Here is a 16,608-nt window from a genome sequence, read left to right on the forward strand (position 1 = left end):
ATGCTTGTTGTTTTGGGTGATGAGAAAGAGCTGCGACGCAACAATGGCTTACAAAAAAGTCGTGCCAACAACCGCGGTGCGGCCTTGACACGACTTCACATTACTTATTTAACACCTATGCGTTATTTCTTCAAACGGCGCATCGCCTCAACGCAATCTTCGCGCGTACCGAAGGCCGTTAAGCGAATATAACCTTCGCCCGACGGGCCGAAACCTACGCCCGGCGTGCTCACCAAAGCGTAATCGTTGAGCAGCATTTCCCAGCAATCCCAACTTTTCATCCCCTCCGGTGTCTTAAACCAAATGTATGGTGCGTCCGTGCCGCCATATACTTTTAAGCCTGTAGCCATTAGCGTTTCGCGCATTATGCGTGCGTTCTCCAAGTAGAAGTCTACCACTTCCTTTACTTGGCGTTTGCCTTCTTCTGTATAGATTGCTGCCGCTGCGCGCTGTACGATGTAGGGCGTGCCGTTGAATTTCGTGCACTGGCGGCGGTTCCATAGCGGATTCAAGTGGACGCGTGTTCCGTCAGCTCCGCGTGCGGTCACTTCTTTCGGCACTATCGTGAAGCCGCAGCGCAAACCCGTGAAGCCGGCTGTCTTTGAATAGCTATGAAATTCCACGGCGCATTCTTTAGCACCCTCGATTTCGTAAATAGAGTGCGGAACGTCTTCGTTGCGAATGAATGTAGCGTAAGCCGCATCGTAAAGAATCAAAGCGCCCGTTTGTAAAGCGTAGTCCACCCACTTTTTCAGTTGCGCCCGCGTCAAAACCGTTCCCGTCGGGTTATTAGGATAGCAAAGGTAGATCATATCTACCGGCTTCGTGGGCAGTTCGGGGATAAAGTCGTTCTCTTCCGAGCAAGCGCAATACGTGATTTTGCTCCACAAACCATTGTTAAAATCGCCGGCACGTCCCGCCATGACGTTCGAATCGATGTAAACGGGATAAATCGGGTCCGTTACGCAGATCGTGTTGTCCCGACCCAGAATGTCGCCGAAGTTACCTGTATCGCTTTTTGCCCCATCATTGACAAATACCTCGTCGGCTGAAAGCGCAATGCCGCGCGGTTCAAACACATTCGCTACGATAGCCGAGCGCAAAAACTCATAACCCTGCTCAGGGCCATAGCCTCTGAAGGTCTCCGCGTGGGCCATTTCGTCGACGGCTTTGTGCAGTGCGTCAATAACGGCCGGTACGAGCGGACGCGTTACGTCGCCGATGCCAAGGCGTATGATTGGCGCATCAGGATGTGCCGTTTTATAAGCTTCTACACGGTGTGCGATGTCCGCGAAGAGGTAATTCTTTTGCAGTTTCAGAAAGTTGTCGTTTATAAAAGCCATATTCTAAGAGTTTAAGGGGGCAAATTGGAGGCCCTTGTTGCTATATGACACGCCGTCGTGCCTCGTTTTTTTATTCTTTGGGCAATTCGATCGTGCCGGTAAACACGGTGGTGGCCGGTCCGGTCATATAAATATGATTATCATTCTCATTCCAGACGATGGTCAGTTGGCCGCCATCCATCACGATCGTAGATGTGCGTCCCGCGCGCCCTGTCAGCGCTGCCGCTACGGCCGTGGCGCAAGCCCCCGTCCCACAAGCCATCGTGATGCCCGAACCGCGCTCCCAGACGCGCATACGTATGCTTCCGTCGGGCCGTATTTCGGCAAACTCGATGTTGCAACGTTCGGGGAAAATCTGAGCTTGCTCGAGACGAACGCCATTCGTTTGCACATCATATTCTTCTACGCCGTTGATGAAGTTGATAAAATGCGGATTTCCCATCGAAACAAAAGTGCCTCGATAGTTCGTATGACCGATCGTCACTTCACCATCCTTCATACTCCCATCGGGTGTAGCCAACTGATGCTTGTCGGCCAGAATCGGCTCTCCCATGTCCACGGTCACTTCGACTACTTTATTGTCGGCGTCAGTCGTCATATGGAGTAGTTTCGTGCCGGAAAGCGTGTCGATGGGCAATTCTTTTTCCGACGTGATCCCATTATCGTAGAGATACTTGCCCACGCAGCGAATGCCGTTGCCACACATTTTTCCTTCCGAACCGTCATTGTTGAAGATGCGCATCGTAAAGTACCCGCTTTCGTTCTTCCCGATGAGTATAATGCCGTCGCCGCCGATGCCTTTGTGCCGATCGCTCCAAGCTATGGCAAGCTTTTCGGGGTGGGCTATTGGGAAGCGCATGGTGTCGATGTAGATATAATCGTTACCGGCGCCATGCATTTTTGTAAATTCTATTTTTTGAGCCATTTTTATGGTAATACTGTATTTGTTCGTCTTATAGCTGCGAAGTTACGATAAAGCCTGAAAAAAGGCAAGCAAAGCGGGGAAAACAATGCACTAATGAAAAAATGCTGACCGCGTTTTTCTGCACCGCTTCGTCCGTATGAAGTTGTACGACCCTTGCTTTTTCGCCTCACGCAGATTACTGATTTGAAGTCGACGTGCCGCCATCATATGCTACTCGCGCCGCTGCGGCAGCAGAGCGTAGGTCGTTAGTTGACCGAAGTCGCCTTTTTTTGCCTGCTGTTGGAAAAAGCTACTTACTTGTGCTTCCAAATTTTCGATCATGTATGAAAGGAAAGGCTGCAACGCACAACTATTTTGTTTGCGCTCGTGAGCGTAAACCTCTGCGCTCACGAGATGAAACCTTTTTTCTCACGAGATGAAGCCTTTTTCATCGTGAGAAAAAGCCAAAAAAATCGGTTGCCCGCGCTCGTGATTGAGTTTGGATTGAAAGTTGGCGAACTGATTTTCTGTTGATTAGGCGCTGGAATGATGGGGCGATGAGTCGCCGCAAGAAAACGTGTCGCGATGGCGTCTGCCTATGGCTGCCGACTTTGTCTTTTCAGCCACCTCCGCGCTGCCGTTAGCCTTAGTCGCCCAGATCCATTTGATCCTCGCCGGTCGTATCTTGCGCATTGATCGGCGTGATCTTCGCATTGCCGCCTTGCAGGGGGATTTCAAGCGTGAAGGCGGGGCCGTCGCCGTCTAAACCGGCTGTTCCGATCTGCGCTCCGAGCATCACTACGGTGCTGATTTTTTGAGTTGGATCGTAGCCCATACCTTGTAATACTAAATTGGCCTTCTCTTGGTCGCTCAAATAGCTGTCGAAGTCGGCCTTGGTAAAGAGGTGCGAGTAAACTTCTTGAGCATCGCACGTGAGGCGTACTTCGACGGTGTTGTCATAATATACTTGTCCTGATTCGTCTTTGACGGTTGGCAGGGCGTGGTTGGCTTCGCGCTTGATGGATAGCACGTAAGTGTGGCCGCCGGCCTTAAACGTTTCTGTGCGCTCCAGGGGTGAGGACGATTCTTTGGGTCCTGTGGCGTTTACTGCCGTGGAGTCTTGGGTTGTGGCTTCGTTTTTCGTCTTGCTATGGCAGCTGTAGAGCGATAGAAGCAGGAGCAGCATGCCATATCCAAAAGCTTTTTTCATGTCGTTGGTTTGAAAAAGGGTTGTTGTCTGGTGAATTATCGCGCCGTGGCTTGATTAAATCAAGAAAAACGCCTCTTTCCGATGTGAGAAATAGCGGAAAGAGGCGCTTGATATTATTCTACCGTCACGCTCTTCGCGAGGTTGCGCGGCATGTCTACGTCTAAGCCTTTGACTACGGCGACGTGGTAGGCCAAGAGCTGGAGCGGGATGACCGTGAGCAGGGGTACGAGCATCTCGGGTACGTCAGGAATCTCCACGACTTCGTCGGCAATCTTGCGAATCTCCTCATCGCCCTCCGTGACAACGGCCATAATGCGTCCGTCGCGCGACTTCACCTCGACCATATTGCTGATGATTTTGTGGTATAGTTGGTGGTGGGTGGCAATAAATACGATGGGCATATCTTTATCGACGAGGGCGATCGGGCCGTGCTTCATCTCGGCGGCCGGATATCCTTCGGCGTGGATGTAAGAAATCTCCTTGAGCTTCAAAGCGCCCTCCAAAGCTACGGGATAATTGAAGCCGCGGCCCAGATAGAGGAAGTTTTGCGCATAAGTAAAAGTCTTTGAGTACTCTTTGATTTGCTTGTCGAGCTCCAATACTTGACGCATTTTTTGCGGAATGTGAGCGAGTTCGCGCACAGCCTCATGATATTCGTCGTCAGGCAGTGTGCCGACTGCGTGACCCAGCGCCAAGGCAAGCATAGTGAGGACGGTGACTTGTCCGGTAAAGGCTTTCGTGCTGGCTACACCAATCTCCGGCCCCACGTGGGTGTAGATGCCGGTGTCAGTCTCGCGTGCAATGGATGAACCGACAGCGTTGACGATACCCATCACGAGTGCGCCGTGCTGTTTCGCTAACTGGATGGCGGCTAATGTGTCGGCCGTCTCGCCGCTCTGGCTGATGGCGATAATCACGTCGTCTTTGCTGATCACAGGGTCGCGGTAGCGGAATTCGCTGGCGTATTCTACCTCGACGCGGATGCGACAAGTTTTCTCAATGAGCTGTTTGCCGATGAGTCCGGCGTGCCAACTCGTGCCGCAAGCAACGATGATGATGTGCTTGGCGGAGATGAGGCGCTCTTTATAGTCTTCTACAGCCGACAGCACAATCTTGTTGAGCTCGGGGCGCGTGTTGTCGATCGTCAAACGCCCGCTGAGGCAGTCTTGTAAGCACTGCGGCTGATCGTAGATTTCCTTCAACATAAAATGGGGGAAACCGCCTTTGCTTAACATAGAGATATCCATATCTACTTCCTTGATGTCGACTTCTACGTCTTGGGCTTCAAGGTTTACAATGTGGAGGGGCTGACCCGGCCTTATGTCTGCGATTTGCCCGTCGTCAAGATAAACGACTTGCTTCGTGTATTCTACAATCGGCGTAGCGTCGCTGGCGATGAAATATTCTGCTTCGTCTTTTCCCATTCCGACAACTAACGGACTGGATTGGCGGGCTGCGACAATGTGTTCGGGATGATTGCGGTCGATTACCGCGATGGCGTAAGCACCAACGACCTTTCGCAGCGCACGACGCACGGCTTCAAGAAGATCTTCAGGCGTCTTTTTGTAATAAAAGTCAATCAGCTGAACTAATACTTCAGTGTCTGTCGTACTTTTGAACGAATATCCTTTTCCGCTGAGTTGCTCTGCAAGATAAGAAAAGTTTTCTATGATGCCGTTGTGGATAATGGCTAAATTACCATCTTGAGAAACGTGTGGATGTGCATTGAGTGAGGACGGCTCACCGTGGGTGGCCCAGCGAGTATGTGCAATACCGATGTGGCCTTGTACATTTTTGTCCTTGCAAAGCTCTTCCAAGTTTGAAACTTTCCCCTTCGTCTTGTAAATATTTAGCTCTCCGGCGCTTGGCAAAAGCGCTACGCCGGCGCTATCGTACCCACGATATTCTAGTCTTTTCAATCCTTTGATGAGAATAGGAAAGGCTTGTCCTTTTCCAATATAACCAACTATTCCACACATATGTTCTTATGTTTTGTATTGATTGCTGTTGCAATACAGCCCACAAATTTACGCATAAAAACTATAATTGGCCGCATTTTTTGGGGGAAACCTCTCAACTAAATAAGGATAATCTGCCGCCCAAAGTCGGATCCGAACTTTTTTAAAGGGGAAATAATGGGCTTCAAACTAAAAAAGACTAAAGCAAGGGTGGTTTTTTCGCTCCTGTAGGTTGATTTTGTTAATTTTGGCCCTCGATAATCGGCCGCCTACTTTGATTTGGCGTGCCCCAACTTTTGGATAAACAAAATAAATATCTTATTATGCGTCGAATAGAATTTCGTTATTGCAAACGTACGGTCAATGAAATTATGCAGGTTGCCTCGATTATCCTTCTCGTGATTCTTGGCTTGGCTTTTGGGGTGTTCTTTCTTTCTTTTTTTCTCTCTCTTTCCCTCTTCAATGTGATGCCTTTCTTTCTTGCTTTCGCGGTGTTGTTCTTTCCGGCTTTCGCTGGGTTCTGGGTCGTGTCTTATATCAAGTGGCCAAAGTGGGGCGAAGCGCGCGGATATATAGATATTGAGGCCGACAGAGCCACACTTTATTACGGAAAAAACGTAGTTGAAATTGCGCGCAACCAAGTTCAGATCGACACAGAGCGCTTGTATTTCGACAATTTCGGTATGCAGCCCGTATTAACCAAGTATAAATTTAAGGCCAACGGGAAAAAATACCACATCATCGAGTCTATGTTGGAAGCAAAAGAGCGTTCCACCTTCTTGGAGCGTACAAAAAATGCACCGGTTATGCTTTCGCTCCGCGAGGCGTTGGTTCATATCTTCCCGCTCTTTATATATAATCCCGTTGTGGCCGATTTATTTGCGATGAATTGCCGCGGCGTGCGCCTTATTTACGGAATTTCTACCGTCGATGCCTTTACCGGATCGCCTTTTGTGCCCGATTTGATCGGCGCAGAGTTGGTTGAAAATAGTCCTTATATCCGTTGCAATCTGCGCAATTGCGAAAATATGTCCCACATCGTGGCTGTTTTGTCGCTTCAAAAGGCAGAAGGCGAGATGATGAAGCCATCGATCGAGGAGTTGCGCCAACGCCCGATCCTTGGCGTTACGGAAACAAATATGCAAGGCTGATTCGCGCAAGTCTACAATATAAAAGCAATCGATAAGTATGAGTCACACGCGCCGCACCTTTTGATAAACAAAATAAATATCTATTATGCGTCGAATAGAATTTCGTTATTGTAAACGTACACTCAATGAAGTTATGCTCTTACCCCTGCTGGTTTTTGTCGGGCTTGGGGTAGTGTGGGGTGTACTCCTATTTCTCATCCTCTCAGATGTCCTTTCTTTCACCAAGGTGATGCCTATTTGGGGGCCAATCTTTGCTGTGGTTTTACTGTCACAGATTATTTATGGCTTCAATGCTTTTTTTAAGTGGCCTAAATGGGGAGAGGCGCGCGGTTATATTGATATTGAGCCGGACAGAGCCGTACTGCATTATGGGAAACGCACAGTCGAGATTGTTCGCAACCAAGTTTGTATTGAAACGGAGCGAATGTATTTCGACCTGCTCGGTATACTGCCTGTCTTGACCAAGTATAAGTTTAAGGTTAATGGAAAAAAATACCACATACTTGAGTCTATGTTAGAGGCAAAAGAGCGTACCACGACTTTTGAGCGTCGCAATCATACTTCAGTTCGCCTGTCGCTTCGCGAGGCGTTGGTCCAGATCTTCCCGCTCTTTGTCTATAATCCTGTTGCTGCTGACTTCTTTGCGATGAGTTGCCGCGGCGTGCGTCTTATTTACGGAATTTCTACTGTTGATGTCTTTACCGGGTCGCCTTTTGTTCCCGATTTGATCGGCGCAGAGTTGGTTGAAAACAGCCCTTATATTCGTTGCTATCTGCGCAATTGCGAAAATATGTCCCACATCGTGGCTGTTTTGTCGCTTCAAAAGGCAGAAGGCGAGACGGTGAAACCTTCGATCGAGGAGTTGCGCCAACGCCCGATCCTTGGCGTTACGGAAACAAATATGCAAGGCTGATTTGCGAAAGTCAGTATGAGATAAAGACGGCCATAAGCCGACGCTTCAAGCACCCTAAGTCGTGGCGGAGGATGCTTACTGCGCACTGGCGGCGTCTTAAAGCAAACCAGCCCAGTTGGCCAGCATAATTCCGCCTTCCGGCGTCAAGATACTTTCGGGGTGAAACTGCACGCCCCACAAGGGCAGTTGGCTGTGGTGCATCATCATAAGGCAATCATCCTCTTCCGTCAGGGCATCTATTATAAAAGGTGCGGCAGACGTCACTTCTAAGGCCCAACTGTGATAGCGGCCTACACGTACAGCAGCGCTTGTTCCCTGCAAGAGTCGGGGAGCAGGCGTTGTGCGTTTTAAGATTGAGGAAATTCCGTGAGCAGGGTGGGGAAGCGGTCTGCAAGGGCAATTCCACAGGGCGCCCAATTCTTGATGGCCCATACAGACGCCCAGCAAAGGGCGCGTCTCCGGCTGATCAATCCAGCGGCGCAATAGGGAAAGCGTCCGCGGAAAGTCCTCCGGCAGACCCGGACCCGGTGATAGGACGAGTCCATCGTAAGTTAAGGCCTCGTCTTCATCCAGATAGTCGTAGTCCATCACCCGACAATCAATTGCCGGCGTAGCTTTGCGAAACGTTTGAACCAGATTATAGACAAACGAATCGTGCTGATTGATGAGTAACACGCGTTTCATTCGAGGCGCAAAATTATTATTTTTTCCTTTTTCGTACAATGCGCGCCAAGGATAAGCGCTTTCCGCTATCGCTTTTTGATGTTTTTTGCACAAAGTATGAGTAGGGTTGCCTACGGACTACCTTGGCCGCGAACAAAAACCGGCAGGAAACAAAGGAAAACCAAGTCTGCGCCGCGTAGTTTGTGTTATCTTTGCACGAAGAATAAAGTCATATTTACGCAAATATGTATTTCGACAACGTTTCTGCCCTTTTTCAGCGGCTTAATCGGTTGGGCGAGGCGCGAAGGCCTTGCTTCTTTTTGATCAACTACGAACTCACCGAGGGCTACCTCTCTTTGGCGGGAGAGGAAGCGCCTGATTTTTGGGCCACTATTCAAGGGCGGAGCAACGTTACGCTGCCTGCGCCGGAAGACTTTCCGGCTCCTGTTGCCCCAAACTTGACGATACATCCTGAAAGTTTTGAGACCTATGCGCGGCGGTTTGAGATAATACAAGCCGGTTTGCATCACGGCAACTCATTTCTGGCCAATTTGACGATACGCACGCCGATCGACGGCCCTTTGTCGCTGCAAAGCATCTTTCTGCATTCGCCGGCACTTTATAAAGTTTGTCTGCCTCATCAGTTTGTCTGCTTCTCGCCCGAGCGCTTCATCGTTATCGATGCACAAGGACGGATTGCGGCTCACCCGATGAAGGGAACGATAGACGCAACACTGCCCAATGCGGCCGAAACGATTATGGCTGATCCCAAGGAGCAAGCCGAACACGCCACGATCGTCGACTTGCTGCGCAACGATTTAGGCAGCGTGGCCACCGATATTGAAGTGCGGCGCTACCGTTACATAGATCGCATTGCTACGGCCCAAGGCGCCATCTTGCAAGTTAGCTCGGAGGTCGTCGGGCAGCTTCCTTCCACGTGGCCCTCGCAACTCGGCGATATGCTGTCGGCCCTCCTGCCCGCCGGCTCTATCTGCGGAGCGCCCAAGGCTTCGACCGTGAAGCTGATCGCTGAAGCCGAACAGATTTCGCGCGGCTATTACACGGGCATCTGCGGCTATTTCGACGGGCAGACGCTGGATTGCGGCGTGATGATCCGTTTTATCGAGCTGAAAGACGGACAATATTATTTTCGATCGGGAGGAGGCATCACGGTCAACAGCGATTGCCGCAAAGAGTATGAAGAAGTGATTCAGAAAGTCTACCTTCCCCGTTAATTTCTCGCAATTGTATGACAGACTATTTAGAAACGCTCTGCTGGTATCGCGGCTTTCTCCGCCAACCGGCGTATCATGTGCAACGCATGGAGGCCACGCTGGGTTTCTCCTTGCCCTTTTCAGCCGACCATCTTCAGCACTTGGCCGAACAGCTCGCTCCGCCGGAAGCTTTCGGCGCAGAGATGCGCTATAAGTTTCGCTTTATTTATGATGCCGATGGCATACAGACGGCTTCACTCTCGCCTTATGCGCCGGTAGTCGTCAATCAGTTGCAACTCGTTGAAGCACCTGCTTCATTAGATTACCATTTGAAATACGCAGATCGCAGTGGACTCGACGCATTGAAGGCATCGCTGCCAACCGGCGTTGAACCCCTGATCATTCAGTCGGGAAGGATCACGGATACGACTTATACCAACGTCGCTTTTTTGCGGCAAGATAGCTGGTATATCCCATCATCTTATCTCTTGGCCGGCACAATGCGCCGCTTTCTCTTGGAAACGCAGGCTTGCCGCTTGGCCGACATTCGCCCCGAGACGCTTTCTGAATATACCCACGTTTGTTTGATCAATGCGATGCTGAAGTTGGGCGAGGTGAAGCTCCCCATCGAAGCCATCTTAGGTCAAATCTGATACCTTGCCCCTTGAAGAGCGTGCAAGGAGTCTTCTCATTATTTTGCTGAAAGTTGCAAAATGATGGCCTCAAAGCCTCTTTTACAGTCTGCAAAGTCGAATAGCTCGATTTGTTCTCACGATAATAAAGGTTTGCGCTCGTGATAATAAAGGTTTGCGCTCACGATGAAAAGTACTTGTGCTCGTGATAAAAAACTCCGCGAACTAAATTTGAGGCCTCAAATGCTTAAGTCTTGGACCGTTTTTGTACGTTGTTTATTCGCAAAATCCCCTTTCTCGTCTTTTTCTCTGGCCTACTGTTGCTCTTTAGTGGGATGTTGCTTCGAGCTGGGTCGATCTTGCTACTCAGCCTCCCGGCCTCACCCATTCGCCCTCAAATGCTGCTCTGCCTTCCCACGATGGTGTCCACGCGCGCCTCGTAGCTGTCGCCTCGCTGCCCGACTGTGTAGCCGTGTGCATAGTAGCTGCCGGACTTAGCATGCGCCACGTATGGATACAAAAAAAAGGGCCGAAGCCCTTTCTTTTTCCTAACAACCAGGCCTCACGGCCATACTGTTGTTACTTGACTCCTTTCAGAGTCTTCATCTCATGTAACCTAAAACTAACCTAAAACCTAATACCTAATAATTGAACTTTTTCAGTTGCGCTATAATCATTTCCTAATACCATTATATATAGAGCGCTTTGAATCTCTATGTTGATCCGGCTTAAATTTGCATTCGTGCCGGCCTTGCTTTTGAAAAGCGATGCAAAGATAAGGTGTTGTAACCATTTTGTCCAAACATTTGACTACATTTTCTTGTAGAAATAACATTTGGACCTGTGTTTTGCAAACTATTCTAAGCAAAATAAGTTCAAAACCGCGATCGGAGAAGTCTAACTATTTCAATTATAATGCTTGAGCCTAAACTTACTCCCACGTTCGTTTGTGCAGAAAACTGCTCATTAAGTATGAATTTGCGCACAGTCAACAGGTGTGCATCGTCGTTGGGACGGCTTAATTAAATATTATGTTTTGTCAATTCTTTTTCAAATCAAATAGATAAGTGAGCTTGATGGCAAGCGTTCCATTATTGGACCTCGAGAAGACGTGGCGCTTATCGTTTTTCCAAATATCGCTCAATCCGTAGTAGTATCTTCCTTCCAGCATAAAATGTCCCGCCTTGCTGTTTAATTCTAAGCCTAAACCGGCCGTAATGCCGTAATCAAATTTGTGATCGGCCGACATGTCGTATTGCGCAGAGAGTCCGTTTGGGCGATCAGGGCGTCCTTCTGCGTCGAGCGTCCACGTTGCGCTTTTATGGCTGCGTTCTCCGATTAGAAAACCAATCTGTGGGCCGGCAATAAGATAGCCCATCAGGCCGCGTTGCTCGCGTCCGAGACTCAGGCGGGCGAGAAAAGGCATCTCAATATAGCTCATATCTCTGCGATAACGGTCTGCGATCGGTTCGCCGCGACTGTTTTGAATCTGCTCTTTCCAGCCTAATTGGGTGAAATTGAGTTCTACCTGCAGGGCGCAAAGAAGTTTGAAGTATTTTTCGCTCGTTATGCGAAACGTAGCGCCTACCGTTGGACCGATATGCCAGCCTTGCTTGATGGAGGGCGTGAAGCCGATTTGGTTCATCGCGAGGCCGGCGTTGACACCAAAGGCCAGCGTGTTGCGAGGCTCGCCCAATTGGGCATAAACGTGCGTAGCACTTAATGCGAAGAGCGCCAATAGGAGTTTTTTCATAAACAATTTTTAGCGAGATTGTATCTGTTCGATGGTCTTATCGCTCTTGTAATGAATGAAGCTCACGCTGTTGTTGACCAATCCTCCACCTGCTTCAGTCGCTGCAAAGTGCATATTGCTTTGTAACATACCCGTGCCGGCGCGCTGCGTAGTGAAGTTCTTGCCATACGTAAACAAGCCTTGCAGCAGATGGCAGGCAAGATCGTGACCTAAGAGTCCCATACGCGGCGTTACATCTAAAGGATCTGCATTGAACCACGCCTTATACTGCGCGTTGAATTCGGCGATGCCGCGCGAATAGGGATTGTAGAACGTATTAGTATATATATATGTATCAACCGCACAGAGATCTTCTCGTAAAGCCTCCTCGTGCTCCAACCAAGTCGGGTAGCCGAAAAGAGACACTTTATACTTTGGATATTGCGCCTTAAACAGCTTGATTTTATAAAGTATTTGCCGCAAGACTGCAGGATCGGAACTGTCGGGCACGATGACGGTCTGTTTGTTCTTGGCGCAAGCCGACTTCAATTGCGTCAGGGGTGCATCAAGATTATAGATTGTTGTTGTGACGCCCGTTGCGTTTAAGCGCGCTTTGAGTTGTTGTGTGAATGATTGCTCGTTGGCGTTGTTGATATGCATAAACACCGCGTTGCGGATCTTGAAACTCTTCAAGAATAAGTCGGCCGTAAAAATCTGTTGATACTTCGTCGGCGTGTTGAGAAGGCAGAGTTGCGGCGTAGTATGCACTTGCCAAGCTTTAGAAGAGAATGGCACGATCATACGAATCTGTTGCTCTTTCGCAAAGTTGGCCACCTCTGTGAAATGGGTCGGATAAACCGGGCCAATAATAACATCCGGCTTTTGCGCTCTGAGTTTGTTGAGTATCGTAGCCACAGTTGACTGATCAGCATCCTCATTATACGTGTAGATATTGATGTCGCGGCCGTTGCCACGCACCTTATCTGCCGCCATCAGAAAGCCGCGGTAAAACTCTACGCTTCGCTCGCCTTCGATGCCGGTAGCTTTCATAGGCAGTAGAAAAGCTATGCCGACTGTTTTGCTGACCGGAGCGGCTGCCTGCGTCGGACTATTGCTGGCCGTAGTCGAGGTCGGAATGTTGATAACCGAACCCTTCTTCAATTTATAATCTTCTTGCCGCATTGCCGGATTGACTGCCACGAGTTCATCTACGGTAATGTTGTAGCGCTTCGCAATGTTCCACATCGTATCTCCTTTGCTGACGACGTGCGTAGTGGGGCTTCCCGCTGCTCCGCCTGTCGGCAGTAAGATCGTTTGGCCCGCTTGTAGCGATTCGACGGTTAGTCCGGGATTGATAGACAATATTTTATCTATAGTAGTATGGTGCAGGCGTGCCAAACTATAGAGCGTTTCGCCTCCTTGTACGACATGCGGCACATTTTTCTGTTGCGCCTCGGCAATCTGTGCGTACAGTAAAAAACTAAAACAGAGAAGAGCGAGGCGCATTATGTGTGTAGAAACTTTCATCTTTTTTTGTAACTGCTTGATTTAGGCAAAAGTAGTAAAAATGAATGGCTCGGCTGCGAGTTTTACGTTTTTTTCTAAGAAGATAACAGCAACTTACGCAACGAAGCACGTGGCTTATAGTTTGCTTAACCGTTCTAAAATGTTGCGGTTCAGGCGGCGAATCTTCACTTGTTGGCGGATAAAGACACGTCGCTGCTTATTCCACCATTGTTCGCCCCCTTCTCCGAAAATTTGTAGCAGTGTATACTGCCGGTTGTGGGCTTTAGGGTTAACTACTATGTTGAGTCCGTGCGGAATAATCTCGATTTCAATCTCTTTTCCCGTCATAAAAGGATCACCATCACAGTGAATAGCGCCTTCATTTGGCCGCATAATGTGTACCTTGCGCGAACGAAAAGCTTTAATTTTACTATTTTTCATCAACTTTCTGCTAAAGAGTTGCATCGCTAACCGAGGTGCTTCAAGGGTAGAAAAGGGTTCCATAATAATAACATCAAGCAGGCCGTCTTTCATAGAAGCAAAGGGAGCAATGTAAGCGTTGTTGCCATACTGAGATGCGTTAGCGCAGGTTACGACAACCGCTTTGTGTGTTTGCGTCCCGTTCTCACCCGTCACGGTATAAGTTTCAGGGTGATATTTAACCCACTCTTTCAGCACATTCTCAACGTAAGTAAGCGGGCCGCGCTTGCCGCTTTCTGCAAACTTCATACTGATCAGCGCGTCGAAGCCTACGCCGCAGGTGCAAAAGAAAGGCCGTCCGTTGATTTTACCGTAGTCAAGACAGTGAATGACTGCTTGGTTCAGAATACGCGTAGCTTTCGACGGGTCCATCGGCAGGCGCAGATGTCTCGCCAAACCGTTGCCTGAGCCGCACGGAATAATACCTAAGGCAGCATCTGTGTGCACTAATGCGCGGGCCACTTCGTTAATCGTTCCATCGCCTCCTACGGCCACGACGATGTGAACGCCTTGTGCAGCGGCTTCGCGGGCGATCTCTTCAGCGTGGCCGGCATATTCTGTCGTGCGGAGCTCGCATTCGAAAAGCTTGCGATCAATGTTCTTCTCTATGGCGTGCTCGATTGCTGTCCTGCGACCGTTGCCGGAAATCGGATTGACGATGAATAGGATCTTCTTCATAATAGAAATTTGCTGCAAAAATATAAATAGCCGCCCAAACTCTCTCCCTCCAACTTAACCTTTTGCCGCTCAATGAAAAAAAATAAGTGCTTGCCAGACCTTTTAAGGTGGAAATACCTATCTTTGCAGCCTTGAAAAGCGGACTCACTGCACGAATTGCCTCAAAGTGAGCCGAAATTCGTACGAAAATCATTATTATATGAGCATATTAGACGATAGACTGGCCAAATACACCTTGCCCCAACATTACATGGATCTGGGGATGTATCCTTATTTCCGAGAAATAGATGGCAAGCAGGGGACAGAAGTAAATATGGGTGGTCATGACGTTTTGATGTTCGGGTCAAACGCTTACACAGGCTTGCCCGGCGATCAGCGCATCATTGATGCCGGCATTGAGGCCTTGCAACAATACGGATCCGGTTGTGCCGGCTCGCGCTTCCTTAATGGTACGCTGGACATTCACGTAAAGTTGGAGAAGGAGTTGGCTGAATACATAGGCAAAGACGAGTCGCTTTGTTTTTCGACCGGCTTTACAGTCAATTCAGGCGTGATCCCGTCCTTGCTGACGCGCGAAGATTATATCATCTGCGATGATCGCGATCACGCTTCAATCGTTGATGGGCGTCGTCTGAGTTTTGCTAAGGCTTTGAAGTATAAGCACAATGATATGGAAGATTTGGAGCGGCAGTTGCAAAAATGTACGCCCGAATCCGTTAAACTCATTGTCGTTGACGGCGTTTTCTCTATGGAGGGCGATTTGGCCAACTTGCCGGAAATCGTGCGTCTTAAGCATAAATATAATGCGGTGCTTATGGTCGACGAGGCCCACGGCTTAGGCGTCTTCGGACGCGAGGGGCGCGGCGTGTGCGATCATTTTGGGCTCACGGATCAGGTCGATCTGATTATGGGCACATTTAGTAAATCGTTAGCCAGCATCGGAGGCTTTATAGCTGCCAATAAGACAATAATCAATTGGCTGCGCCACAATGCACGCACATATATTTTCAGTGCCTCTGCAACACCTGCCTCAACGGCTTGTGCCCGCGAAGCTTTACGCATTATTCAGCAAGAACCTGAGCGCATTCAGGCGCTTTGGGATGTGACCAATTATGCTTTGAAGCGCTTCCGTGAAGAGGGTTTTGAAATTGGCGCGACAGCGTCTCCCATCATTCCGCTTTATGTGCGTGATGTGCAAAAAACTTTCATCGTGACCAAGCGTGCTTTTGATGAAGGTGTCTTTATCAACCCCGTAATTCCACCGGCCTGCGCTCCTCAAGATACGTTGGTGCGCTTTGCTTTGATGGCTACACATACACACGAGCAAGTAGATCGAGGCATCGCTGCCTTGACGAAAGTTTTCCGCGAACTGGATATTATTCGATAAGCAAAGACTTTTCTATAAAGAATAACCGGTTTTTCTCCGGTAAGTAAAGGCAACGACTGATGCGTTGCCTTTACTTTTATTTTCTAACCCGGATAAAAACGTGACATTAAGTCTTTCACTTCGCTCGGATAAAGAATAATGCGTGTCCGATAAATACTTAAGTGGAAAAACTCTTTACGCTAAGTGTGAATAAATGAGCTTAGTGATGTCTGTATGCACCTTCTACGTTCGATTGTAATATGGTGAATGTTAATTATATAGGCGTCCCAAATAATCTCGAGCGCTTGGGACTAAAATTCCTCCCTTTGAGATTTTATTCCCAAGCGCTTGGGAATAAAATTCGCTGCCTTGAAAAAAAAGTTCCAACCACTTGGTGTGAAAAGAGTATACGTATATAGGGAAGATTGCTTGCACTTTAAGGTGAGATTTCTTGTATGGCAGAGAGGCATTTGGTGCGTGGTCGCAGCTTTTGCTTATGTTGTTATCTCTCTTTGTGTATGATAAATGAAAACTTGCAAAGTTTGCAATAGGTTTTTGCCGTGAAAAATGAAGGTGTATATAGTATGTTTATCCATAAATAATGTATCTATGCTACAAATGTCTATTTATAAACGTGTATCTTTATCCATGATCTTGCTGCGACTAACCAGCAGAATTCAAGATTTCTTTACTCATTTGTGAATGAAGACGTAGTATTATAAGCCTCTTTCACTTATGGGTTAAGGCGGCACTTAGATGTATATGCGTCTATAAGTTTTTTTGAATACTTACATTTAAGCGGCGGAAGGTATTATGGCCTTTTTGCAGTTGTCTTTATGAGTATTATGCGTCACGTTA

General features: G+C 48.5%; 14 protein-coding genes. 5 read left to right on the top strand and 9 right to left on the bottom strand.

The features are described 5' to 3' along the window. Positions 1-122 precede the first annotated feature (122 nt). The 5 genes from GCWU000325_RS03955 to glmS all read right to left on the bottom strand — a co-directional run bounded on the left by GCWU000325_RS03955 (position 123) and on the right by glmS (position 5,436). On the bottom strand, positions 123-1,343 hold the full coding sequence (locus GCWU000325_RS03955; RefSeq protein ID WP_006254860.1) for an LL-diaminopimelate aminotransferase: 1,221 nt from the start codon (positions 1,341-1,343) through the stop codon (positions 123-125). A gap of 70 nt (positions 1,344-1,413) precedes the next feature. Continuing rightward, positions 1,414-2,268, bottom strand: a complete 855-nt coding sequence (gene dapF / locus GCWU000325_RS03960) for a diaminopimelate epimerase (RefSeq protein ID WP_006254861.1) — start codon at positions 2,266-2,268, stop codon at positions 1,414-1,416. A 210-nt stretch (positions 2,269-2,478) separates the two neighbouring features. Further along, complete coding sequence (locus tag GCWU000325_RS12165) at positions 2,479-2,658, bottom strand: hypothetical protein (protein WP_006254864.1); 180 nt, start codon at positions 2,656-2,658, stop codon at positions 2,479-2,481. Between the two features lie 235 nt (positions 2,659-2,893). Continuing rightward, on the bottom strand, positions 2,894-3,457 hold the full coding sequence (locus GCWU000325_RS03965; RefSeq protein ID WP_006254866.1) for a DUF4738 domain-containing protein: 564 nt from the start codon (positions 3,455-3,457) through the stop codon (positions 2,894-2,896). A gap of 113 nt (positions 3,458-3,570) precedes the next feature. Continuing rightward, positions 3,571-5,436 (bottom strand): glutamine--fructose-6-phosphate transaminase (isomerizing), encoded by a 1,866-nt coding sequence (gene glmS / locus GCWU000325_RS03970; RefSeq protein ID WP_006254867.1) that lies wholly within the window; start codon positions 5,434-5,436, stop codon positions 3,571-3,573. Positions 5,437-5,738: 302 nt separating this feature from the next. Here glmS and GCWU000325_RS03975 point away from each other — a divergent pair, with 302 nt between their 5' ends. Both GCWU000325_RS03975 and GCWU000325_RS03980 read left to right on the top strand, forming a co-directional pair. Continuing rightward, the gene (locus GCWU000325_RS03975) at positions 5,739-6,566 is read left to right on the top strand and encodes a hypothetical protein (protein ID WP_040598888.1); all 828 of its coding nucleotides are present in this window, start codon (positions 5,739-5,741) and stop codon (positions 6,564-6,566) included. An 85-nt stretch (positions 6,567-6,651) separates the two neighbouring features. Then, positions 6,652-7,479, top strand: coding sequence for a hypothetical protein (locus GCWU000325_RS03980; protein WP_154646570.1), 828 nt, complete (start codon positions 6,652-6,654; stop codon positions 7,477-7,479). A gap of 96 nt (positions 7,480-7,575) precedes the next feature. On the opposite strand, the gene GCWU000325_RS03985 is transcribed toward GCWU000325_RS03980, so the two are convergent. Further along, positions 7,576-8,163, bottom strand: coding sequence for an anthranilate synthase component II (locus GCWU000325_RS03985; protein ID WP_040598899.1), 588 nt, complete (start codon positions 8,161-8,163; stop codon positions 7,576-7,578). Between the two features lie 224 nt (positions 8,164-8,387). On the opposite strand from GCWU000325_RS03985, the gene GCWU000325_RS03990 reads away from it, so the two are divergent. Next, positions 8,388-9,377 carry an aminodeoxychorismate synthase component I gene (locus GCWU000325_RS03990; protein WP_006254871.1) on the top strand — a complete coding sequence of 330 codons (990 nt, stop codon included), beginning with the start codon at positions 8,388-8,390 and terminating at the stop codon, positions 9,375-9,377. 14 nt (positions 9,378-9,391) lie between these two features. After that, positions 9,392-10,009 (top strand): aminotransferase class IV, encoded by a 618-nt coding sequence (locus tag GCWU000325_RS03995; RefSeq protein ID WP_006254872.1) that lies wholly within the window; start codon positions 9,392-9,394, stop codon positions 10,007-10,009. Positions 10,010-11,027: 1,018 nt separating this feature from the next. Here GCWU000325_RS03995 and GCWU000325_RS04000 read toward each other — a convergent pair. The 3 genes from GCWU000325_RS04000 to GCWU000325_RS04010 form a co-directional block, all read right to left on the bottom strand. Continuing rightward, positions 11,028-11,741, bottom strand: coding sequence for a porin family protein (locus tag GCWU000325_RS04000; protein ID WP_006254874.1), 714 nt, complete (start codon positions 11,739-11,741; stop codon positions 11,028-11,030). A 9-nt stretch (positions 11,742-11,750) separates the two neighbouring features. After that, complete coding sequence (locus GCWU000325_RS04005; RefSeq protein ID WP_006254875.1) at positions 11,751-13,247, bottom strand: amino acid ABC transporter substrate-binding protein; 1,497 nt, start codon at positions 13,245-13,247, stop codon at positions 11,751-11,753. A gap of 114 nt (positions 13,248-13,361) precedes the next feature. Next, positions 13,362-14,384, bottom strand: a complete 1,023-nt coding sequence (locus GCWU000325_RS04010; protein WP_006254876.1) for a diacylglycerol/lipid kinase family protein — start codon at positions 14,382-14,384, stop codon at positions 13,362-13,364. Positions 14,385-14,583: 199 nt separating this feature from the next. Between GCWU000325_RS04010 and spt the strand changes: the two genes are divergently transcribed. Next, positions 14,584-15,771, top strand: coding sequence for a serine palmitoyltransferase (gene spt / locus GCWU000325_RS04015; protein WP_006254877.1), 1,188 nt, complete (start codon positions 14,584-14,586; stop codon positions 15,769-15,771). Positions 15,772-16,608: the final 837 nt, after the last annotated feature.

The sequence above is a fragment of the Alloprevotella tannerae ATCC 51259 genome (assembly GCF_000159995.1).
GTDB classification, from domain to species: Bacteria; Bacteroidota; Bacteroidia; order Bacteroidales; family Bacteroidaceae; genus Alloprevotella; species Alloprevotella tannerae.